The following is a 22,432-nucleotide window of genomic DNA, read 5'->3' as shown; positions in this document are numbered from 1 at the left end:
CCCTTTCCGCGTCACGCGCCAAGGCCGGCGCCGATCGCATAGACCGGATCGTCGGGATGAAAGCAGCCGATGGGCTGGCGCGGGCCGAACCGCTCGGCCTCGGTGCCGTCGGGCGGGACCTGGTCGTCGACCCAGTCATAGGCCACCGTGCGCCGGGCCACGCGCCACTGGTCCCCGCGCCGTTCGAAGAGGTCGCAATAGCGCCCGGCCAGCAGCACCTGGCGGATCACGCCATCGGCCCCCGGCCCGCGCTGCAGGGCCAGGAAATAGCTTTCGACCTCGGCCAGCCGGTCGGAGCGGAAGGTGATCAGGATGTTGCCGACCGTGTGGACATTGCGCGCCTGGCTGGCCCAGACCTGCCGGGCCATGGCCACGAACCCGTCCACCGACCCGGCATAGGCACCATGGTTGTCCCAGGCATCGGGCCAGTAGCTCGACCGCAGCGCGGCCTCGTCGGCCCGGTCGATGCCCCGGCAGTAGCGGTAGATGCAATCGCGGATGGCCTCGCGGTCGAGCAGGCGTTGCAGGGCGGCGGCGTCGGGCGGATCGCGGCGGGCGCCGTCATCGGGGGGCATGTCGGCCATCAGCAATCATCCTCCTTCAGGACCATCAGCGCATCCAGCGCCACGGCCCCCTGGCCGGCGGGCAGCACGCGCACGGGGTTGAGATCGATGCCGGCGATGTGCCCGGCATGGGCGGCGGCAAAGCGCGACAGGTCGGACAGCAGCCGGGCCAGCGCGTCGACATCGGCCGGCGGAGCGCCCCGCACGCCGTCCAGGAGCGCATGGCCACGGATCTCGCGGATCATCCGGCGGGCCTCGTCCGGGCCGAAGGGCGCGGCGCGGAAGGTCACGTCGCGCAGAACCTCGACATGGATGCCGCCCAGGCCGAACATGACAACCGGGCCAAAGGACGGGTCGTCATGCACACCGATGATGGTCTCGACACCCGCGCCGATCATCGGCGCCACGAGGACGCCTTCGATCCGGGCCCCGGGACAGGCCCGGGCCACGCGGTCCAGCATCGCCGCGGCCTCGGCCCGCACCGGCCCGGCACCGGCCAGATTCAGCGCCACGCCGCCGACCTCGGTCTTGTGGGCAATGTCGGGTGAACAGATCTTCAGCACGACCGGCCCGCCGATGGCGTCGGCCGCCCGGGCCGCTGCCTCGGGATCAGGGGCCAGGGTCTCGGTGGCAAAGGGAATGCCGGCCTCCGACAGGATGCGCTTGGCCCGAGCCTCGCTCAGCGGGCCGGCGGGCAGATCGCGCCGTGGCATCGGCGCGGGCGCATCGCTGGCCTGGCCAAAGGCCCGGGCAAAGCCCCGCAACGCGCCCAGGGCATTGGCCAGTGCCGCGCCATCCTCGTAGACCAGGAAGCCGCGGTCTTCGTAGCCCGCGACAACCTCGCGCGGGGCCGACATGGTCACCGCGCGGATCGGGCTCGGAGCGGCCCTGAGGCCGGGTCCGCTGCCCGCAGCGATGCCGGTGTCGGACGACGGGGCGGCCGGGCCATCACCCCGGCCATCACCCCGGCCATCGCCCGAACCATCGCCCGAACCATCGCCCAGGCCGGCGGTCAGGGCGGCCAGCAAGGGCGCGGCAAAGCTGCGCGTGGCCGGGCCGGTGCCCAGGATGGCGGTGAACATGTCATAGCCGCCCCGGTCGATCATGGCCCGCACGAAGCCCGTCAGGATCGACATGTCGCTGACCGCCTGGGCCGTGGCATCGACCGGGTTGGCGGGCGCGGCATAGGGCAGGAGCGCCTTGAGCTCGGCCTGGGCATCGGCCGGCATGGGCGCCACGTCGAGCCCGGCGGCGGTGCAATCGTCGGCCAGCTGGATGCCAAAGCCCCCGGACATGGTGAAGATGCCGACCTTGTCGCCGGCGGGATACCGGCCCCGGGCGGCGGCATAGGCCACGTCGATCTGTTCGGGCGTGCTGAGCGCGCGGTAAGCTCCGTACTGGCGCAGCACGGCATCGAAGACCGCGTCCGATCCGGCCAGGGCGGCGGTATGCGACGCCGCGGCCCGGGCGCCGACATCGGTGCGCCCGGTCTTGGTGAAGACCACGGCCTTGCCCAGGTCGCGCGCCCGGGCCAGCGCTGCGCGCAGCCGGTCGCCATCGCCCAGGCCCTCGGCATAGGCTATGACCACCCGGGTGTCGGGCTGGGCGATCACGTGGTCCAGCGCCTCGGCCAGCGAGATGTCCATCTCGTTGCCGGTGGTCACCCATTGGCTGATGCCCATGCCCCTGGCCCGGGCCAGGTGGGCAAGATGCGCGCCATAGGCCCCGCTTTGCGAGACGATGGCCACCGGGCCGGCGGGCATCGGCGCATCGTCGAGCACGACCGAAAAGGTGCCGTACCAGCCCAGCGCGGGGGTCATGACACCCAGGCAATTGGGGCCGAGCAGCCTCAGCCCGCCCTTGCGGGCCGTTTCGGCAATCCGGGCCTGCAGCGCCGCGCCGTCGGGTCCGGCCTCGGCGAAACCGGCCGAAAAGACCACCGCCGCGCGCAGCCCCCGGGCGACGCAATCCTCGACCGCGCCCAGCGTGGCCGCGGCGGGCAGCGCCAGGATGGCCACGTCGGGCACCTCGGGCAGATCCCCCAGCCCGGCAAAGGCCGGCAGGCCCTGCACGGTCTCGCGCCGGGGATTGACCGGGTAGATGCGCCCGGCAAAACCGGCCTCGCGCATGTAGCGCAAGGGCCGGCCGCCGATGCGCGTGACGTCGTCGGACGCCCCGACCAGCGCCACCGACCGGGGCGCCAGCAAGGCGGAAAGGGCATCCCCCGGCGCGGCGGTGCCGGCGGAAAGAGCCGCGGTGGAAAGGGGTGCGGGATCAGCCATAGAGGGGCTCCGGTAGTCCTGTCACGCCCAGCCCTTCGAGGCCGAAGAGATACCCTCCGTAGGGATGGCGCGAGATTGCCCGGCCCGAGCCGGAATCCTTGATCGAGGTCATGTAGAGAACGGAGAGGTCCGGCCCGCCGAAGGTCACGCAGCTGGGCATGTCGACCGGCGCCTCGACCAGCCGGTCGAGCGTGCCGTCGGGAGTGAACCGGCCGATCTTGCCGGCCTGGACCAGGGCCACCCACAGGCAGCCCTCGGCATCGACGGTCGCCCCGTCGGGGCCGGAATGCCACGGCCGGGTGTCGACATGGATGCGCGGTTCGGTCAGCGGCTCGGGGCCCGGGGCATAGTGGTAGGCCCGGATCGCCCGGTCGAGACTGTCGGCGAAATAGAACGTGTCGCCCGAGGGGCTGAAACAGATGGCATTGGAAATGCGGATACCCGTGGCCAGGCATTCGGTGCCCCCATCGGCCGACACCCGCACCAGCCGGCCCTCGGGCTCGGCATAGACACCCATCGTGCCACAGACAAAGCGGCCCTGGCGGTCGACCTTGCCATCGTTGAAACGCACTCGGTCGTTGCCCGGATCGGGCACATGGACCGGTTCAAGCCCGCCATCGGCCAGCGAGACCAGGTAGATGCCATCGGCCAGCCCGGCGATCAGCCGGCCGGGATCGCGGCAGAGCGCGATCGATCCGATCATCGAGGGCAGTTCGATCTCGGTCACGCGGTCGCTGGCGTAATCGAGGTAGCGGATGCGGCGCGACACGCCGTCGACCCAGTAGAGCCGGCCCAGCCGGTCGTCCCAGATCGGGCTTTCGCCCAGCATGTCGGGCGCCGGCGAGATGCGCGTCGCGGTGACGGTGATGGTCATGGCGGAAACGGACCTTTGTGAAAGGCCCGTGGCCCGGACGGCAGCGCTTGCGCCTGCCGGGCCACGGGGCATGGCGTCACTCGGAGATCAGCGGGCAGCTGCTTTCCGAGGCCGGACGCCAGATGTCCTCGGCCGGGAGGCTGCCGAGAACCGCGTAGTAATCCCAGGGGTAGGCACTGTCGCCCGGGGCCTTGACCTGGACCTGCAGCATGTCGCGCAGCACCACGCCATCCTCGCGGATCCGGGCATCGCGGGTGAACAGGTCGTTGACCGGCATCTCGCGCATCGCGGCCATGACATCGGGCCCGGCATCCGAGCCGCTGGCCTCGATGGCCTTGAGGTAATGGTTGACCGCCGAATAGGTCACGGTCTGGCTTTCGTTGGGCTTGCGGTCGTTCATCTGGGCGCCGTACCGCTCGGTAAAGGCCCGGGTTTCGTCGGTCTCGTCCCAATAGGCCGGGGCCGAGGCATAGAGCCCCTGCATGGCGTCCAGCCCGATGCCGTGGACATTGTTGACCTGCATGCCCAGCGGCGCCAGCTTCTGGCCCGATTGCACGATGCCGAACTCGCGGGCCTGCTTGATCACGTTGGCCAGGTCCGACCCGGCATTGGCGATGCCGATGACCTTGGCCCCGCTGGCCTGGGCCTGCAGCAGCTGCGACGAGAAATCGTTGGCGCCCAGCGGATGCAGGATCGATCCGACGACGGTGCCGCCGTTCTCTTCGATGAAACGCGTGGCATCTTCCTGCCATTGCTTGCCGAACGTGTAGTCGACGGTGATGAAGTACCAGCTGTCCAGCCCCTGTTCGAGCTGGGCCAGGACCGAGCCCTTGGCCAGGGTATAGGTGTCGTAGGCCCAGTTGGTGCCATAGGGCGAGCACTTGGAATTGGTCGTCTCGGACGTGGCCGTTCCGGCGATGAGATAGGGCTTTTCATGGCTGGCCATGACATCCTGCACGGCCAGGGCGATGGACGAGGCTGAACAGCCGACGATGGCATCGACGCCCTCGGCCTCGACCCATTTCAGGGCCTGGGCCACGCCGATGTCGGGCTTGTTCTGGTCATCGGCGATGACGACCTCGACCGGCATGCCGTTGACCGCCCCGCCGTGGTCCTCGATGGCCAGCTTCACCGAGGTCACCGACCCGGCGCCGCAATTGTCGGCATAGGGCCCGGACTGGTCGTTCATCACGCCGATGCGGATGACCCCGTCGGAAATCTCGGCCCGAAGCTGGGGCGCGACCAGGGCGGTCGCGGCCAGCAGGGCGGCCAGTCGGCCCGTGGACTTGAGATGGTTCATGGCTTCCTCCCTGAAGCGGGCGCGGCTCCTCCACCGCGCCGGATGAGCCTGCGCGTCACGAGAACGCGTAGGTGATGCCCCCGTCGACGAAGAGCATGTCGCCGGTCACGAATGATGCCTCTTCCGAGGCCAGGAACACGGCCGCGTTGGCCATGTCCGATGGCTGGCCCAGGCGGCGGATCGGCACCCGTTCGCGGCGCCGTTCCCAGCCGTCCTCGCTGACCACGCGCATGGCCCCGTCGGTCTGGGTCGGGCCCGGGGCGATGGCGTTGACGCGGATGTTGTCGGGGCCGAATTCGGCCGCGCCGGACCGGGTGGCCGCGGCCACGGCGGCCTTGATGGCCGAGTACATGATGCCGTGTTTCATCGCGATCACGGCCGAGGGCGAGGCGATGTTGACGATGGCCCCGCCGCCGGCCGCGCGCATCTGCGGCAACACGGCCTGGTAGCCCCAGATCACGCCCTTGAAACCCACGCCGATCATCCGGCCGATGGCACCCTCGTCCTGGTCCTCGAGCGGGCCATAGCGGTTCCACATGGCGTTGTTGACCAGCAGGGTCACCGGGCCGAAGGCCTGGCACAGCTCGTCGGTGGCGGCCATGACCGCCGCGCGGTCGGCCACGTTGCCGGCGATGGCCATGGCACGGCCCCCGGCCTCGCGGATCGCCCGGGCGGCCGGTTCGGCCACGTCCTCGCGCAGGTCCAGCACCCCGATCGCCGCGCCTTCGCGGGCATAGGCCTCGCAGATCGCCCGGCCGATGCCGCGCCCGCCGCCGGTGACCAGGGCCACCTTGCCGTCCAACCGTCCGCTCATCTGCGGGTCTCCTCCTTCGTCGTCAATTCGCTGGCCGTCGTCAGTTCGATGGCCGGCGTCTGTCTCGTGGCCGCCGTCTGTCTCATGGCGGTCGGCTGTCTCGTGGCCCGGGTTCGCCTCATGGCCGCCGGCCGCCTGACGTCCGACCTCCGTTCAACACTCGCCCAGGGCCCGTCCCCGACCCGCTGGCCAAGGCCCAGCCTCACCCACCGCCCCAGCCGCGCGCAGCGCCGACCCGGCACGACCCGGCATCCGCCGGGCGCACCTGCGCCACCCGGCCGGCGGGGAATGTTCCTGCCATGTCACGATAGGCCCGGCCCTGCCCGCCTCCGGCAGGCCACGGCCCGGTTCCTCCTCGACGCGCGGGCCGGTGCCGGGAGCTGTCTCCCGGTGCCGCCTCCTGCCGTGCGCCTTGTCCGACACTGTGTCACGCCACGTTGTGCGCACAAACTCTTTTCGATATGTGTAGCAGTAATTCACATGCGTGAAGTGATTGCGGGAGAGGAGGCCCTCATGAGCGACGACAAGGTGAAATCGGCCGCCCGGGCCTTCGAGATCCTGGAGTATTTCCGCGTCAGCCGGCAGCCCCGGTCGATGTCCGAACTGGCCAATGGCCTGGGCTATCCGCTGTCCTCGACGACGGTCCTGCTGAAGACGCTCGTCAAGCTGGGCTATCTCAACTACGACCGGCGCGAACGGGTCTATTTCCCGACCACCAAGGTCACCGGGCTGGGCGATTGGATTCCCAAGGCCCTGTTCGGCAACGGCCAGGTCATCGACGCCATGCTCGACCTGCATGCGGCCACCGGCGAGGGCATCTTCATCGGGGCCAAGAACGACGTCTACCTGCAGTACATCCAGACCCGGGAATCGATCCATGCCCTGCGCTTCCACATCGAGGAAGGCACCATCCGGCCGATCACCCAGTCGATCGCCGGGCTGACCCTGCTGGCCACCCTGCCCGCCGACAAGATCGAGAACACCGTGCGCCGGGCCAATATCGCCACGCCCCGGGCCGCCGACCGGGTCAAGCTGGCCGACATTGCCGAACAGGTCGCCGAGATCCGCCGGCTGGGCTATGGCTATGTCGAGGACCTGCCCTTCGAGGGCGGCGCGACCTTTGCCATGATCCTGCCGGTCCTGGTGCGCGGCCAGCCCGTCGTGCTGGCCCTGGGCGGGGTGGCCGACCGGTTCCGCAAGAACCACGACCGCTACCTGCAGGCCCTGCGCAAGGCCGTGCGCTCGGTGCGCACCGATCCCGAATTCGACCACCCGGTGCAGATCGAGCTGTGACATCACGCGCCCCCGGTGCGGCCGTTGCGCAGCCGGCGATAGAGCGCGGCGGCCTCGCCGACCACGCCCCGGCGGAAGAACAGGATGACGAGGATCAGGATGACACCCTGGGCGATCAGGGCCCATTCGCCGAACTGGGCCAGCTCGTCGTTCAGCCCGATGACGATGGCCGCCCCGACCATCGGCCCGCTCAGCGTGCCCAGCCCGCCCAGCAGGGTCATCAGGATGACCTCGCCGGAAATGTGCCAGGACACGTCCGTCAGGGTGGCGAACTGGAAGACCGTGGCCTTCATCCCCCCGGCAAAGCCCGCGATACCGGCCGAGATCGTCATGGCGATGATCTTGAACCGCTCGGGCCGGAACCCCAGCGATTCCACCCGGGCCTCGTTGTCGCGGATCGCCTGCAGCACCTCGCCGAAGGGCGAATGGATCACCCGGTAGACGGCCAGGATGGCCAGCGCGGTGAAGCCCAGCACGACGTAGTACAGCGTGAGGTTGTCGCTGACATCGACCAGGCCGAAGAGATCGGCCCGGGGAATGCCCTGCATGCCGTCCTCGCCGCCGGTGAACTCGGATTGCAGCAGCAGGAAATAGACGAACTGGGCGAAGGCAAAGGTGATCATGGCAAACTGGATGCCCGACCGGCGCACGGCGACCCAGCCGACAAAGGCGCCCAGCGCGGCCGAGACCAGCGCCCCGCCCAGGATGCCCAGTTCGAGCGACAGGCCCGTCGACTTGAGCAGCCAGCCGGTGACATAGGCCGACAGGCCCAGGAACATGGCCTGGCCGAAGCAGAGCAGCCCGGCATAGCCCAGCAGCAGGTTGAAGGACGTGGCGAAGACGACGAAGCACAGGATCGTCATCAGCAGCACGGGATAGACGAAGAACGGCAGGGCCAGGGCCACGGCAAGGCCAGCCAGCAGAAGGACGACGCGCATCAGGATTTCTCCGGTCCGGCAAACAGCCCGCTCGGCCGCAGGATCAGGGCGAGCAGCATGATGAAGAAGATCACGAGGTTGGCGCCTTCGGGGTAGAACACCTTGGTCAGACCCTCGACGATGCCCAGCAGGTAGCCGGTCAGGATGGCCCCGATGATCGAGCCCATGCCGCCGATCACGACCACGGCGAAGATGGTGATCATCAAGGACGAACCCATCGAGGGCGAGACCTGGTAGATCGGTGCGGCCAGCACGCCCGACAGCCCGGCCAGCCCGACGCCGAACCCGTAGGTCAGGGTCATCATGCGCGGCACGTTGATGCCAAAGCTCTCGACGATCTCGGGCTGTTCATTGGCCGCGCGCAGGTAGGCGCCCAGCTTGGTATGTTCGATCAGGATCCAGGTGCCCAGGCAGACGAAGACCGAGAAACAGACCACCCAGAGCCGGTACCAGGGCATGAACATGAACCCCAGGTTGACCCCGCCGGGCAGCGGCGAACTATAGGGCAGCCCGGTCGAGCCGAATTGCTGGCGGACCAGGCCTTCGATGACCAGCGTCGCGGCATAGGTGACCAGCAGCGAATAGAGATGGTTGAGATTGGCTATGGGTTTCAGGATCAATCGTTCCATCACGATCCCGAAGATCGCCACGACGACCGGCGCGATGAACAGCGCCCCCCAATAGGGCACGCCGAGGGTCGACAGCAGCAGCCAGGCCACGAAGGCGCCCAGCATGTATTGCGCGCCATGGGCAAAGTTGACCACGTGCATCAGGCCGAAGATGATCGCCAGGCCCATGGCCAGCATGGCATAGAACGACCCGTTGATGATGCCGATCAGAAGCTGGCCGAACAAGAGCTGCGGGGTGATCCCGTCGAACATCGTCATACTCCCAGGTAGGTCCGCACCCGGTCCGCATCGGCGGCCAGGTCGTCGTTGTTCAGCTGGTCCACGACCTGCCCGTGTTCGATCACCACGTAGCGATCGGCCACGGACCGGGCGAAGTTGAGGTTCTGCTCGACCAGCAGGATCGTGTAGCCCTGGGCCTTGAGCCGGCGGATCTGGTTGCCGATCTCCTTGACCACCACCGGGGCCAGGCCTTCGCTGGGCTCGTCGAGCAGCAGGAAGCGCGCGCCGTTGCGCAGGATGCGCGCGATGGCCAGCATCTGCTGTTCGCCACCCGACAGGCTCATCCCGCCCGACGTTGCCCGGGCCCGCAGGTTGGGAAAGGTGTCCAGCAGGGCTTCGTCGCTCATCCCGCCGTCCATCAGGACCGGCGGCAGCGACAGGTTCTCGCGCACCGACAGCGAGGCGAAGATGCCGCGTTCCTCGGGACACCAGGCGATGCCCGCCCGCGCGATCTGGTAGGTGCGCAGGTTGATCAGCTCGCGGCCCTCGAAGCGGATCGAGCCAGTGCGGTTGCGCACGATGCCCATGATCGACCGCAGCGTGGTCGACTTGCCCGCCCCGTTGCGCCCGATCAGCGTGACCAGCTCGCCCCGGTGCACGTCAAAGCCCACCCCCTGCAGCGCCTGGCTTTCGGCATACCAGGCCGACAGGTCGCGCACTTGAAGAAGCGGTGCGTCAGGCATCCTCGGTTCCTCCCATGTAGGCGGCGATGACCCGTTCATCGGCCGAGACCTCGGCATAGGTGCCTTCCATCAACACCTGTCCGGCCTGCAGCACGGTGATGCGGTCCGACAGGGTCGAGACCACCGACAGGTTGTGCTCGACGATCAGGATGGTCCGCCCCCGCGACACCTTGCGGATCAGCGCGGTGATCGGCTCGATATCCTCGTGGCCCATGCCGGCCGTCGGCTCGTCCAGCAGCATGACCTGCGGATCCAGCGCCAGCGTCGTCGCGATTTCCAGCGCCCGCTTCTTGCCATAGGACAGCTCGGCCGCCTTGAGATCGCGCGCATCGGCCAGGCCGACGTCATCGAGAAGCGCCTCGGCCCGGGCGTTCAGCCCGTGGATCGACGACAGCGGCGCCCAGAACCGCCAGGCCCCGCCATGGTTCGACTGTAACGCCACCCGGACGTTTTCCAGTACCGTCATGTCGGGAAAGATGGCCGAGATCTGGAACGACCGGACCATGCCCCGCCGGGCCACCTCGCTGGTGCGCAGCCGCGAGATGTCGTGGCCGTTCAGCAGGATCTGCCCGGTCGAGGGCTGCAGGGTCTTGGTCAGCAGGTTGAAACAGGTTGTCTTGCCTGCCCCGTTCGGCCCGATCAGCGCATGGATCGACCCCTGCCGGACCTTCAGATCCACGTCGCGGACGGCCCAGAAGGACCCGAAATGCTTGCCGATCCCCCGCGCCTCCAGCGCATGGACCGTCTCCTTGTCGTCGGACATCGTCCCCTCCCCCAACGCCGATTGCCTCGTTGTGCCGGCCGTCCTCAGGACGGCAGGCCCAGCACGCCCTTGGCCAGGACCCCGCGCTGGATCTCGTTCGACCCGCCGAAGATCGCCGGCGCGCGGCTGTCGAGGTAGAGGTTCATCGCATCGACCTCGCCCTCGGCCGTCATCAGGTCGTCCCAGCACCGGGCCTCCTCGCCCGCCACGGTCAGCATTTCCTCGGTGATGCGCTGGTAGAGCTCGGAACAGAAGATCTTGAGCACCGACACATCGGCCCCCAGCTCGCCCCCCGCGCGCAGCACCCGGGCGAACCGTTCAAAGGCCGAGCCCAGGTCATAGAGATCCAGCCGCAGCCGGGCATACCGCGCCACGAAGCCCGGATCGTCAAAGGCCCCGCGATCGCGGGCCAGCCGTTCCAGCCGGCGGATGGCATATTCGGGCCGCGACGGGGCGCCCAGGAAAATCCGCTCGTGGCCCAGCACGGCCTTGGCCAGCGCCCAGCCCTGGTCAACCTCGCCCACGACATTGGCCGCCGGCACCCGGACATTGTCGAAGAAGACCTCGCAGAAATCGGCTTCCTGGCGCAGGTTCGGGATCGGCCGGACGCTGACCCCCGGATCGCTCATGTCGGCCAGCAGCACGGTGATGCCCTTCTGGCGCCGCTCGGGATCGGTCGTCGTGCGCACCAGCAGCAGGATCCAGTTGGCGCAATGGGCCAGCGTGGTCCAGATCTTCTGGCCGTTGACGATGAAATCGTCGCCGTCGCGCACGGCGGCCGTGCGCAGGCTGGCCAGGTCCGACCCGGCGCCGGGCTCGGAATAGCCCTGGCACCAGACATGTTCGCCGCTCAGGATGCGCGGCAGGAAGTAATCCTTCTGGGCCTGGCTGCCATGGCGGATCAGCAGCGGGCCGGTCAGGCCGATGCCGTGATCGGGGATGCGCGGACAGCCCAGCCGGGCCCATTCCTCGACATAGACGATGTGCTTGCCCGCATCGAGGCCCATGCCCCCGTATTCCTGCGGCCAGACCGGCGACAGCCAGCCCTTTTCGGCCAGCAGGTGATACCATTCGGCCACCTCGTCGAAGACCGGCCGCTGGTTGCGCATGAACCGCAGGTGGGCGGGGCAGTTCTCCTCGACCCAGTCGCGAAAGATCGCCCGGAAGTCACCGTCGCTCAGCGCGTTCCAGTCCTGCTGCCCGGCCATCACGCGTCATCCCCGAAGACCGCCGGCCGCTTTTCGAGAAAGGCCGCCATGGCTTCCTTGCTGTCGGGATGGTGGGTCATCTCGACGGTCAGGTTCTGCTCGAAGCGATAGCCGTCCTTCAGGCCCATCGTCTCGACCGTGTTCAGCGCGCGCTTGGCCAGGCGGATGGCCGTCGGGCTCTTCGAGGCCATCGACCGGGCCATGTCCATCGCCGTGGGCATCAGTGCCTCGGGCGCGACGCAGGCCTCGATCAGGCCGCGGCGATAGAGCTCTTCGGCCGGCACCCGGTAGCCGGTCAGCACCATGCGCCGGGTCAGGCCGACGGGAAAGACACGCATCGTGTGGCGCACGCCGCCCATCAGGCCGATGTCGATTTCCGGCAGGCCGAAGACCGCGTTGGTCGAGGCCACGATGATGTCGGAACAGATCGCCAGCCCCATCCCCGCGCCCAGGGCCGGGCCGTTGACCGCGGCGATGACGGGAATGTTCATCTCCATGATCACGAAGCCCACCTCGCGGGCCCGGCGCAGGTGGCGATAGACCTCGCCCGGGGCCCATTCCGCCTGTTTCGACCGGCCCTTGATGTCGGCCCCGGCCGAGAAGCACTTGCCGTTGCCGGTCAGCACCACGGCGCGCACGCCCGGGGTGGCGTTCAGCTCGTCGAAGACCGAGATCAGCTCTTCCATGAAATCCTTCGACTGGGCGTTGACCGGCGCGTTGTCCAGCGTGACGGTGGCGACATGATCGGTGATGTCGGTCCTGATCAGGGAGGTGTCCAAGGCAGGGTCCTTTCAGGCGGCGGCGCGTTCGCGTGCCACGAATTGCAGGCGCAGCGCGTCGGGCTGGCCCAGGGTTGCGTTCAGGGCGACGGCGCGTTTCATGAACAGCCCGATGTCGCATTCGTCGGTAAAGCCCATGGCCCCGTGCAGGTGGATCGCCCGGCGGGTGATCGACACCGCCGCATCCCCGGCCCGGGCCTTGGCGGCCAGCACGGCCAGCGCCCCCGCCATGTCGTCGGTCATCATGTCGTCGGTCATGTCGTGCGCCGGGTCACCGGCCATACCATCGGCCATGGCATATGCCGGGCCGCCGACCGGGCCGCCCGCCTCGGCCGCGCGCTCCACGGCGTTGACCACCGCCGCACAGGCGAATTCGGCATCCGACCACATGTCGACCAGCCGGTGCTGCACGACCTGGAACGCCGCGATCGGCCGGCCGAACTGAACCCGTTGCCGGGTAAAGGCGATGGTGTCGGCGATCGCCCGGGTGGCAATGCCGGCCATCTCGGCGGCCAGGGCCAGCCGGGTCACGGATACCGCCCGATCCAGCGCCGCGCCGACGCTGTTGCCCCCGGCCAGCAGCGCCCCGGGCCCGGCGGCGGCATCGTCCAGGTGCAGCGTGCCCATCTGGCCGCCGTCCAGCGTCGGCCGGGTCTCGATCCGCAGGCCCGGCGCCCCGGCAGGCAGGCTGATCAGCAGGTCCTCGCCTCCGGCCCGGGCCAGCACGACCAGGTCGGTGGCCGACGCGCCCAACGGCAGGAAATGCAACCGGCCGGTCAGCCGATAACCATCACCCTCGGCCGTGGCCGTCACCGGCGCCGGCGCGCCATCGGGCCCTTGCCAGGCCGGCACGACCAGCGCCGTGCCACCGGCCAGACCCTCGGCCAGCCGCCGGCGTTCGGCGCCCTCGCCCAGCCCGGCCAGCAACGTGCCGCCCAGAACCGCCAGCTGGGCCAGCGGCTCGGTGATCAGCGCCCGGCCCAGGGCCTCGCTCAGCACTGCCTGTTCGGCCAGGCCCAGCCCGGCACCGCCCAGATCCTCGGGCAGCAGCAGGCCCAGCCATCCGGCCTCGGCCATGGCCGTCCAGGTCGCCCGGTCCAGGTCCGCCCCGGCCGCCCGGCGGCGGCGAAAGCCCGCGACCCCGCCGTGCCGCTCGGCAAACCCCGCCACGCTCTCGCGCAGCAAGGCCAGCCCGCCATCCTCGTCTTCCAGCGTCAATCCGGTCATCTCTCCCCCCTTCCTCTGCCGCCCCGTGGCGCTCAGCGCGCGTCGGGCAGCACGTGATCTGCAAACTGCTGGCGCAGCGCGGTTTTCTGGATCTTGCCCGTGGCCGTGTGCGGGATTTCATCGACATAGGCGATGTCATCGGGCAGCCACCAACCGGCCACATGCCCGGCCAGGAACGTGCGCAGTGCCTCGGGCCGGCGTTCGGCCCCCGGGCGGGGCACGACAATGAGAAACGGCCGTTCCTGCCACTTGGGATGGGCCAATCCGATCACCGCGGCCTCGGCCACGTCGGGATGGGCCATGGCCGCGTTTTCCAGGTCGATCGAGGAAATCCACTCGCCGCCCGACTTGATCACATCCTTCGACCGGTCGGTGATGCGCACGAACCCATCGGCGTCCAGCGTGGCAATGTCTCCGGTGTCGAACCAGCCCTGATCATCGGGCCCGGTGCCATCCTGGCCAAAATAGCCTGATGTCACCCAGGGCCCGCGGACCTGCAATTCGCCCGGGCTGACCCCGTCGCGCGGCAGCACCTGGCCATCATCGCCCAGGTGGCGCAACTCGACGCCATAGACCGGCCGGCCGCCGCAGCAGATCACGTCGATCAGCGCGTCTTCGTCCAGCCCGTCATGGCGCGGCAGCAGGTTGCCCACCGTGGCCACCGGGCTGGTTTCCGTCATGCCCCAGGCCTGGCGCCCGTCGATCCCCAGCGCCCGCAGCCGGCGGATCAGCGCCCGCGGCGCCGCCGCCCCGCCGACAAGGATGCGCTGGAACGACAGGGCCTCGCGGGCGTCGGGCCGGGCCTCGGCATGGTCGAGAAACCCGAACCAGACCGTCGGCACGCCCAGCGAAAAGGTACAGCGCTCGGCCACGGCCAGGTCATAGAGGCTGGCACCATCCAGGCTGGGCCCGGGCAGCACCAGCTTGGCCCCGCACATGGCCGAGGCATAGGGAATGCCCCAGGCGTTGACATGGAACAGCGGCACGCAAAGCAACGTGCTGTCGCGCCGCGACAGGCCCAGCCCGTCAACCTGGCACAGCATCATCGCATGCAGAACCGTCGAACGGTGGGAATAGAGCACGCCCTTGGGATTGCCCGTCGTGCCCGAGGTGTAACATAGCGACGAAGCCGCATCCTCGTCGACCATCGGCCAGTCAAAGGCGCTGTCCTGGGCGGCCACCAGCGTTTCGTAACACAGCGCGCCCTCTGGCATGCCCGCCATGTGGTCCGCATCGGTCAGGGCGACCAGCGTATCGACCGTATCCAGCTCCGGGCGCAGCCCGGCGACCAGCCCGTCGAAGGTGATGTCGAACATTAGCACCCGCGCGCCGGCATGGTTGACGATATAGGCGATCTGTTCGGGAAACAGCCGCGGGTTGACCGTGTGCAGCACCGCGCCGATGCCCGAGACCGCAAAGTAGAGCTCGAGATGGCGATGGGTGTTCCAGGCCAGTGTAGCCACCCGGTCGCCCGGTTTCACGCCCAGGGCGATCAGTGCCCGGGCCAGTTGACGCGCCCGGTCGGCCAGGCCGCGATAGGTTTGCCGGACGGTCGGGCCTTCGCAGGTCCGCGACACGATCTCGACATCAGGGTGATAACGACCGGCATGCTCGATCAATGACGACACGAGCAATTGGCGGTCCTGCATCAGGCCACGCATCGGGTACTCCTCCCACCGGGGCGGCCTCCACTCCGCCCGTGTGTCCCGATCTCGCGCCATCGCCGCGCCGCTGTCAAAAGGAAACCCGTTCATGCATTTCAGTTTCACAAGTGTGAAACGCTGGCCCCTTCCGGCCCGGGCTTCGGAGGGCGAAACTACATATATGTGAAAACCTGCGCCGCACTTGCGAAAGATTTGCCGCACCTGCACGGGCGGCGGGGCTCAGCTGGGCAATGCGATGACATATTCGTGAGTACAAAGCGCCGCGTCGATTGATGAACCACCAGCATTACTACAATCCCCCGGAGCGGCCTTAACTCCGGGGCAATCGGCCCGATCTCTGACAGCAGGCACCCTCGCCCCAGCCAAGGAGACGATGATGAAGAAGATCGCAACCGCCATGACCGTGGCCACCGCAATGACCGCGGCCGACGCCCAGACCCGGCCCGAAGGCGGGATCGCCCCGGATGCGGTCTATCAGGTGGCGCCGCAGCTCGGCCGCTATACCGACGATGTGCTCTTTGGCGCGGTCTGGCCCGATGCCGACAGCCTGTCGGCCCGCGACCGGTCGCTGACAACGGTCTCGGCGCTGGTGGCCGGCGGGCGCATCGCCCAGGTGCGCGGCCACATGGGCCGGGCGCTGGACAATGGCGTGACGCCCGAGGAACTCTCCGAACTGGTCACCCACCTGGCCTTCTACGCCGGCTGGCCGGTGGCGATCTCTTCGGTCTACGAGCTGAAGGAGGTCTTTGACGCCCGGGGCATCCGTGTCGAGATCGACACGCGGGCCACGCCGCTGACGCCAGACGCCCCCCAGGAAGCCGCCCGGGCGGCCTCGGTCGACCGCAACGCACGGCCCTTTGCGCCGGGCTTGGCCGATGACACCGATGACGTGCTCTTTGCCGATCTCTGGCTGCGCGGCGGGCTGGCCCCGCGCGATCGCAGCCTGGTCACCGTGGCCGGGCTGGTGGCCATGGGCCAGGCCGAACAGCTGGGCTATCACCTGGGCCGGGCCATGGATGCCGGGCTGACCCGCGACGAGGCCGCCGAGATGGTGCGCCACCTGGCCTATTACACCGGCTGGCCCCGGGCCTTTTCGGCCGTCGGCCCGATGCGCGCGGTCTTCGAAGCCCGAGCCGATGCGGCCCCCGCCCCCGAGCTGACCGAATTGTCGGTCGTGCGCGCCGATGGTGAAACCTTTGCCGGGCCCGAGGCCACCTTTACCGGCACCGTGACCGTCGGCCCGCTGTTCTCGGCCCCCGGCGCGGCACGGTTGGGCGGCGGCCTGGTGCGCTTTGACGCCGGCGCCCATACGGCGTGGCACACCCATCCGCTGGGCCAGACGCTGTATGTCACCGAAGGCTGTGCGCTGGTGCAGATCGAGGGCCAGGAGGTGGTCAGCGCCGGCCCGGGCGATTTCGTCATGATCCCGCCCGCCGCCCGCCATTGGCACGGAGCGTCGGCCGACGGGCCGATGGCCCATATCGCGCTGTCCGAAGCGGTGGACGGCTCTGCGGTGACCTGGATGGAGAAACTGTCAGATGCCGAATACACGACGGCGGCCGGCTGTTTGCCACGGTGAGGGCCAGACCGGGTGAAGGCGCGGCAAGGTTTGCCCTTCCGCGTCGGGCTCGGGTTGTTCAAGGCCCCTGAATGCAGAAACGCCCCGGGCGAAGACGCGGGGCGTTTTCTGTTTATTGGTTGCGGGAGCAGGATTTGAACCTGCGACCTTCAGGTTATGAGCCTGACGAGCTACCGGGCTGCTCCATCCCGCGCCAATGACGCCTAGCTATGCCCCCGGCGCGGGGAAGGCAAGGGCATCTGTAAGGAAATTATGACATCCTCACCCCCTGCCCTGCCGGCCACGGTTCCCACGACAGAAGCGGCGCGGCGTGTTATCATCGCGCCCAGGCTTTCGGCGGTTCCAGGGGGCTCGCATGGACCAGGACGTCACGCTACTGATCGGCACGACCAAGGGCGCCTTTCTGCTCGACAGCCCTGATCGCCGGGGCTGGACATTGCGTGGGCCCTTCTGCGATCTCTGGCCGATCAACCACATGACCGGCGACAAGGCGGCCGGGTGCATCTGGGCCGCGGGAGGCGGCGGCTGGACCGGCGCGGGTGTCTGGCGGTCTACCGACCGAGGCGAGACCTGGACGCTGGCCAAGCTCTCGGATGGCGAGGCCGATGGGTTCCTGCGGGACAATCCCGAGCTGGCCCAGACACTTGGCATGACCCCGCTGCCGCCCGGCCCCTTCACCGGCCAGTTCGATTCCGTCTGGTCGCTGTCCATGGCCCATGGGCGCCTGCTGGCCGGCACGCGTCCGGCCATGTTGCTCTGCAGCGATGATGGCGGCGCAAGCTGGGCGCGCCTGGACGGGCTGACCGATCACCCGTCGGCGGACAGCTGGGAGGCCGGCGGCGCGGGGCTGACCCTGCATACGATTGTCCGCCACCCCACCGATCCCGCGCGCTGCTGGGTCGGGATCTCGGCGGCGGGTGTCTTTGGCACCGAAGACCATGGCCAAACCTGGGAGCGGCGCAACAGGCGCGACAATGCCTGTGGACGGGCCGCGACGGACCATCCGGCGGCCGGCAGCGATACCGAGGTCGGCATGTGCGTGCACAACATGGTACGGGCCCGGGGCGAGAACGACCTGCTGTACCAGCAGAACCATCACGGCGTGCTGAGCAGCCAGGACGGCGGGCGGAACTGGCGCGATGTGACGGACGGGCTGCCCTCGTCCTTTGGTTTTCCGATTGCCGTGCATCCCCATGACCCGGCGACGATCTGGGTCCTGCCAATGAACGGAGATTCCATCGGGCGGTTTCCGCCGGGGGCCAGCGCGGCGGTCTGGCGGTCGCGCAATGGCGGGGTGGATTGGGCGCCGATGCGGGCCGGGCTGCCGCAGGAAAATTGCTATTTCACGGTGCTGCGGCAGGCCATGACCACCGACGACCATGCCACCGCCGGGCTCTATTTCGGGACAAATTCCGGTTCGGTCTATGCCAGCGCGGATGAAGGTGAGACCTGGAACGAGATCGCCAAGCATCTTCCGACGGTTCTGAGCGTGGATCTGCTACGATAAGGGTAGGCCCGAACGCAAAAAGCGCCCCTTGCTGGGGCGCGTTTGTGATCTTGATTGTTACATCGTTGAGAGGCTTGGCTTTTTGCTAGGTTTGGCGGTGAGCTACTCTCCCACGTCTTGAGACGCAGTACCATTGCCGCGGCGGCACTTAACTTCCGGGTTCGGGAAGGGACCGGGTGTTTTGCTCGCGCTATGGCCACCAAACCGAGTAAAAAGCCAACGTCGCGCTTTGCGCGACGGGCGCCAGGCAGCGTCTTTTGCATGGCAAAAGGCGCGTTGGCGCACGTTGACGTTCCAGGCGCGCATGTGAGGATGTCACATGCGGCCTGCAGTCAATATCAACGTGTTGTCCAGGTTTTGTACATCATGTGATGTGTATGCGATTTGGTCTGATTTGGGTAACAGTCTGCCTGTTACTGGATCAAATCAAGCCTATCGGGCCATTAGTACCGGTCAGCTGAACGTATCGCTACGCTTACACCTCCGGCCTATCGACGTGGTCGTCTACCACGGCCCTCAGGGAGACCTTGTTTTGAGGGGGGCTTCCCGCTTAGATGCCTTCAGCGGTTATCCTGTCCGATCATAGCTACCCAGCACTGCTATTGGCATAACAACTGGTCCACCAGTGGATCGTTCACCCCGGTCCTCTCGTACTAGGGGCAACTCCTCTCAAGTCTCCTACACCCACGGCAGATAGGGACCGAACTGTCTCACGACGTTCTAAACCCAGCTCACGTACCTCTTTAAACGGCGAACAGCCGTACCCTTGGGACCTGCTCCAGCCCCAGGATGAGATGAGCCGACATCGAGGTGCCAAACACTGCCGTCGATATGGACTCTTGGGCAGTATCAGCCTGTTATCCCCGGCGTACCTTTTATCCGTTGAGCGATGGCCCTTCCACTCGGGACCACCGGATCACTATGGCCGTCTTTCGACTCTGCTCGACTTGTCAGTCTTGCAGTCAGGCTGGCTTCTGCCATTGCACTCAACGAGCGATTTCCGACCGCTCTGAGCCAACCTTCGCGCGCCTCCGTTACGCTTTAGGAGGCGACCGCCCCAGTCAAACTACCCACCACAGAGGGTCCCGGACCCGGATAACGGGCCGCGGTTAGACAACAAGAATGCGAAGGGTGGTATCTCAAGGGAGGCTCCACGGAAACTGGCGTTCCCGGTTCAAAGCCTACCACCTATCCTGCACATCCCAGTCCTGTTGCCAGTCTGAAGTTGTAGTAAAGGTGCACGGGGTCTTTCCGTCTAACCGCGGGAAGCCTGCATCTTGACAGGCAATTCAATTTCGCTGAGTCGATGTTGGAGACAGCGGGGAAGTCGTTACGCCATTCGTGCAGGTCGGAACTTACCCGACAAGGAATTTCGCTACCTTAGGACCGTTATAGTTACGGCCGCCGTTTACCTGGGCTTCAATTCAGAGCTCTCACCCCTCCTTTTAACCTTCAGGCACCGGGCAGGCGTCAGACCCTATACGTCGTCTTGCGACTTCGCAGAGCCCTGTGTTTTTAATAAACAGTCGCCACCCCCTGGTTTGTGCCCCCGGCACTCATGTACCGGGCCTCCTTCTCGCGAACTTACGGAGGTATTTTGCCGAGTTCCTTCAACATCGTTCTCTCAAGCGCCTTGGTATGCTCTACCAGTCCACCTGTGTCGGTTTAGGGTACGGTCTGATGGAGGGCTATTTCCAGGAACCGTCTTGGATACGCATCAATCCGATAAGATACGCACGCCGCCACGATCCGTCACATCCTCCTGGCCCAGTAATATTAAACTGGTTCCCATCGCCTACGCCTTTCGGCCTCGGCTTAGGGGCCGGCTTACCCTGCTCAGATTAGCTTTAAGCAGGAACCCTTGGACTTTCGGCGAGAGTGTCTCTCACACTCTTTGTCGCTACTCATGTCATCATTCTCGCTAGTGATCTCTCCACCGGATGGCTCACGCCCCGGCTTCATCGAAAGCCTCTTGTCTCCAATGCAGGCGAACCTGCTAAGGAGACATGAGACTATGTCACACTACGCTCTGCTACCATGCCTTACGGCATCCTCAGCTTCGGCTCATGGCTTGAGCCCCGTTACATCTTCGCCGCAGGACAACTTGTTTAGACCAGTGAGCTGTTACGCTATCTTTAAAGGATGGCTGCTTCTAAGCCAACCTCCTGGTTGTTTTGGTCGTCCCACCTGCTTTCCCACTTAGCCATGAATTGGGGGCCTTAGCTGGAGGTCAGGGTTGTTTCCCTCTCCACTACGGGCGTTAGCACCCGCAGTGTGTCTGCCATCTAGTACTCCCGGGTATTCGGAGTTTGGTTAGGATCAGTAAGCCTGTGGGGCCCCATTACCCATCCAGTGCTCTACCCCCCGGGGTATTCGGATGACGCTCTACCTAAATAGATTTCGCAGAGAACCAGCTATCTCCGAGTTTGATTGGCCTTTCACCCCTAGGCACAATTCATCCCGACCTTTTTCAACAGGTGTGGGTTCGGCCCTCCAGTTGGTGTTACCCAACCTTCAGCCTGATCATGCCTAGATCACTCGGTTTCGGGTCTGATCCCACGAACTCGACGCCCTATTAAGACTCGCTTTCGCTGCGCCTACACCTAACGGCTTAAGCTTGCACGTGAGACCAAGTCGATGACCCATTATACAAAAGGTACGCCGTCACCCCGAAGGGCTCCGACTGATTGTAGGCGTTCGGTTTCAGGTACTGTTTCACTCCCCTCGTCGGGGTGCTTTTCACCTTTCCCTCACGGTACTGGTTCACTATCGGTCAGTAAGGAGTACTTAGCCTTCGGAGGTGGTCCTCCGATCTTCGAACAGGATTTCACGTGTCCCGCCCTACTTAATACGTCCCATCGAGCTTAGAATACGGGGCTGTCACCCGCTATGGCCATGCTTCCCAACATGTTCTTCTCACTCTCAAGGCTCGGCTGGTCCCCGTTCGCTCGCCGCTACTAGGGGAGTATCTATTGATGTCCTTTCCTCCGGGTACTTAGATGTTTCAGTTCCCCGGGTTTGCTCTTAAAACCCTATGTATTCAGGTAATAAGTACCAGATTAAGCCCGCTATAAGCTGCCATAAGGCAATTATAACAAACTTTCTGGTGGGTTGCCCCATTCGGAAATTCCTGGATCAAAGCTTATTCTCAGCTCCCCAGGACTTATCGCAGAGTATCACGTCCTTCATCGCCTCTTACTGCCAAGGCATTCACCAAACGCCCTTCTCGCGCTTGATTTGATCCAGAAAGAGACAGACATGATATAATGCCCTACCGCTTTGCTACTTGAGGGCAATGGGTGCCCAAAGGTAGCGGGTAGAACGATCAAGATCCATCGCGATCGATATGGGAAGCTGGAACAACCCTCGATCCCTGTTTCCGGACCAAAAAGCATACTATCCCAGATCCATTACTCCCGAACATCGCCACTCGTGCTTTCGCTTGCGATGCCCAGGATCCAATGGATCCTTGGTTAGTGTACTTGACTTGGACAACTCTGTTCGTTTCAGCCGCGATACAATCGGACGAGCGAGGAAGCACTCGGTCCGGCTGCCGCCTCTTCTTATGTGCTACCGCGCGGAGCGCTACTTGAGCACGAAGAGGAACGACTGAGATCCACACCACACTCGGTGCGATCAAACAGTGTTGATATTTTTCTCTCTAAACGATGTAAAAGACGTCCGATTGGACGATGGAACACTGATCGCTCAGTGCTCGACGGTCTAATCGGCATTGTCTGCCTATCGGGATCCGAAGATGCTTTGCTTGACCTCAACTGAGTGCCTCTCGGCATCTTTGCCATGCAAAGAGCCTGTCGCACTCGCTCTCCTTTGCTTCGCAAAAGAGACGATGGTGGGTCGAGGAGGACTTGAACCTCCGACCTCACGCTTATCAGGCGTGCGCTCTAACCACCTGAGCTACCGACCCATCTGACCTTGCTTTCGCAAGCTTGGTTGGGGCCCATAAGTGGTTGTACAAGGGCCATAACTTGGTGGAGCCTAGGAGGATCGAACTCCTGACCTCCTGAATGCAAATCAGGCGCTCTCCCA

16 protein-coding genes, 3 tRNA genes and 2 rRNA genes (1 of these 21 only partly in view) are annotated in these 22,432 nt (G+C 66.1%); 3 read left to right on the top strand and 18 right to left on the bottom strand.

What is annotated here, in order from left to right; translation table 11 throughout:
- Positions 1-11: 11 nt before the first annotated feature.
- The 5 genes from ACK3BB_RS11635 to ACK3BB_RS11615 all read right to left on the bottom strand — a co-directional run bounded on the left by ACK3BB_RS11635 (position 12) and on the right by ACK3BB_RS11615 (position 5,833).
- Positions 12-584, bottom strand: coding sequence for a nuclear transport factor 2 family protein (locus tag ACK3BB_RS11635; protein WP_428924806.1), 573 nt, complete (start codon positions 582-584; stop codon positions 12-14).
- Positions 584-2,845 (bottom strand): acetate--CoA ligase family protein, encoded by a 2,262-nt coding sequence (locus tag ACK3BB_RS11630; RefSeq protein WP_428924805.1) that lies wholly within the window; start codon positions 2,843-2,845, stop codon positions 584-586. Before ACK3BB_RS11630 ends, ACK3BB_RS11635 begins: the two co-directional genes overlap by 1 nt.
- Positions 2,838-3,719, bottom strand: a complete 882-nt coding sequence (locus ACK3BB_RS11625; protein WP_428924804.1) for an SMP-30/gluconolactonase/LRE family protein — start codon at positions 3,717-3,719, stop codon at positions 2,838-2,840. Before ACK3BB_RS11625 ends, ACK3BB_RS11630 begins: the two co-directional genes overlap by 8 nt.
- Before the next feature lie 76 nt (positions 3,720-3,795).
- The gene (locus ACK3BB_RS11620; protein ID WP_428924803.1) at positions 3,796-5,019 is read right to left on the bottom strand and encodes an ABC transporter substrate-binding protein; all 1,224 of its coding nucleotides are present in this window, start codon (positions 5,017-5,019) and stop codon (positions 3,796-3,798) included.
- Between the two features lie 55 nt (positions 5,020-5,074).
- The gene (locus ACK3BB_RS11615) at positions 5,075-5,833 is read right to left on the bottom strand and encodes an SDR family NAD(P)-dependent oxidoreductase (RefSeq protein WP_428924802.1); all 759 of its coding nucleotides are present in this window, start codon (positions 5,831-5,833) and stop codon (positions 5,075-5,077) included.
- Between the two features lie 513 nt (positions 5,834-6,346).
- Here ACK3BB_RS11615 and ACK3BB_RS11610 point away from each other — a divergent pair.
- Positions 6,347-7,126 (top strand): IclR family transcriptional regulator, encoded by a 780-nt coding sequence (locus tag ACK3BB_RS11610; RefSeq protein WP_428924801.1) that lies wholly within the window; start codon positions 6,347-6,349, stop codon positions 7,124-7,126.
- A 2-nt stretch (positions 7,127-7,128) separates the two neighbouring features.
- Here the strand turns inward: ACK3BB_RS11610 and ACK3BB_RS11605 are convergent, their stop codons facing one another.
- Genes ACK3BB_RS11605 through ACK3BB_RS11570 form a run of 8 tightly spaced genes read right to left on the bottom strand, consistent with a single transcriptional unit; the run spans position 7,129 to position 15,293 of the window.
- The gene (locus tag ACK3BB_RS11605; RefSeq protein ID WP_428924800.1) at positions 7,129-8,064 is read right to left on the bottom strand and encodes a branched-chain amino acid ABC transporter permease; all 936 of its coding nucleotides are present in this window, start codon (positions 8,062-8,064) and stop codon (positions 7,129-7,131) included.
- Complete coding sequence (locus ACK3BB_RS11600) at positions 8,064-8,951, bottom strand: branched-chain amino acid ABC transporter permease (protein ID WP_428924799.1); 888 nt, start codon at positions 8,949-8,951, stop codon at positions 8,064-8,066. Before ACK3BB_RS11600 ends, ACK3BB_RS11605 begins: the two co-directional genes overlap by 1 nt.
- Entirely contained in the window at positions 8,948-9,655 is a 708-nt protein-coding gene (locus ACK3BB_RS11595) for an ABC transporter ATP-binding protein (protein WP_428924798.1), read from the bottom strand. Before ACK3BB_RS11595 ends, ACK3BB_RS11600 begins: the two co-directional genes overlap by 4 nt.
- The gene (locus tag ACK3BB_RS11590; RefSeq protein ID WP_428924797.1) at positions 9,648-10,418 is read right to left on the bottom strand and encodes an ABC transporter ATP-binding protein; all 771 of its coding nucleotides are present in this window, start codon (positions 10,416-10,418) and stop codon (positions 9,648-9,650) included. Before ACK3BB_RS11590 ends, ACK3BB_RS11595 begins: the two co-directional genes overlap by 8 nt.
- A gap of 44 nt (positions 10,419-10,462) precedes the next feature.
- The gene (locus tag ACK3BB_RS11585) at positions 10,463-11,626 is read right to left on the bottom strand and encodes an acyl-CoA dehydrogenase family protein (protein ID WP_428924796.1); all 1,164 of its coding nucleotides are present in this window, start codon (positions 11,624-11,626) and stop codon (positions 10,463-10,465) included.
- Positions 11,626-12,405 carry an enoyl-CoA hydratase/isomerase family protein gene (locus tag ACK3BB_RS11580; protein WP_428924795.1) on the bottom strand — a complete coding sequence of 260 codons (780 nt, stop codon included), beginning with the start codon at positions 12,403-12,405 and terminating at the stop codon, positions 11,626-11,628. Before ACK3BB_RS11580 ends, ACK3BB_RS11585 begins: the two co-directional genes overlap by 1 nt.
- A 12-nt stretch (positions 12,406-12,417) precedes the next feature.
- Positions 12,418-13,632 (bottom strand): acyl-CoA dehydrogenase family protein, encoded by a 1,215-nt coding sequence (locus ACK3BB_RS11575; protein WP_428924794.1) that lies wholly within the window; start codon positions 13,630-13,632, stop codon positions 12,418-12,420.
- Between the two features lie 32 nt (positions 13,633-13,664).
- The gene (locus ACK3BB_RS11570; protein ID WP_428924793.1) at positions 13,665-15,293 is read right to left on the bottom strand and encodes a long-chain fatty acid--CoA ligase; all 1,629 of its coding nucleotides are present in this window, start codon (positions 15,291-15,293) and stop codon (positions 13,665-13,667) included.
- Between the two features lie 379 nt (positions 15,294-15,672).
- Here ACK3BB_RS11570 and ACK3BB_RS11565 point away from each other — a divergent pair, with 379 nt between their 5' ends.
- The gene (locus ACK3BB_RS11565; protein ID WP_428924792.1) at positions 15,673-16,875 is read left to right on the top strand and encodes a (R)-mandelonitrile lyase; all 1,203 of its coding nucleotides are present in this window, start codon (positions 15,673-15,675) and stop codon (positions 16,873-16,875) included.
- A 116-nt stretch (positions 16,876-16,991) separates the two neighbouring features.
- Here ACK3BB_RS11565 and ACK3BB_RS11560 read toward each other — a convergent pair.
- Positions 16,992-17,068: transfer RNA gene (locus tag ACK3BB_RS11560), tRNA-Met, on the bottom strand.
- Positions 17,069-17,230: 162 nt separating this feature from the next.
- Between ACK3BB_RS11560 and ACK3BB_RS11555 the strand changes: the two genes are divergently transcribed.
- Positions 17,231-18,382, top strand: coding sequence for a WD40/YVTN/BNR-like repeat-containing protein (locus tag ACK3BB_RS11555; protein ID WP_428924791.1), 1,152 nt, complete (start codon positions 17,231-17,233; stop codon positions 18,380-18,382).
- Between the two features lie 89 nt (positions 18,383-18,471).
- On the opposite strand, the gene rrf is transcribed toward ACK3BB_RS11555, so the two are convergent.
- The 4 genes from rrf to ACK3BB_RS11535 all read right to left on the bottom strand — a co-directional run.
- Positions 18,472-18,586: ribosomal RNA gene (rrf, locus tag ACK3BB_RS11550) — 5S ribosomal RNA — on the bottom strand.
- A 218-nt stretch (positions 18,587-18,804) separates the two neighbouring features.
- Positions 18,805-21,620, bottom strand: a 23S ribosomal RNA gene (locus ACK3BB_RS11545).
- A gap of 613 nt (positions 21,621-22,233) precedes the next feature.
- Positions 22,234-22,310, bottom strand: a tRNA-Ile gene (locus ACK3BB_RS11540).
- A gap of 62 nt (positions 22,311-22,372) precedes the next feature.
- A tRNA-Ala gene (locus tag ACK3BB_RS11535) sits at positions 22,373-22,432 on the bottom strand (it continues 16 nt past the right edge of the window).

Origin of the sequence: Marinibacterium sp. SX1 (genome assembly GCF_050389775.1) — a bacterium.
Lineage (GTDB): Bacteria > Pseudomonadota > Alphaproteobacteria > Rhodobacterales > Rhodobacteraceae > Marinibacterium.
This window is presented reverse-complemented; position numbering and strand designations above follow the sequence as displayed.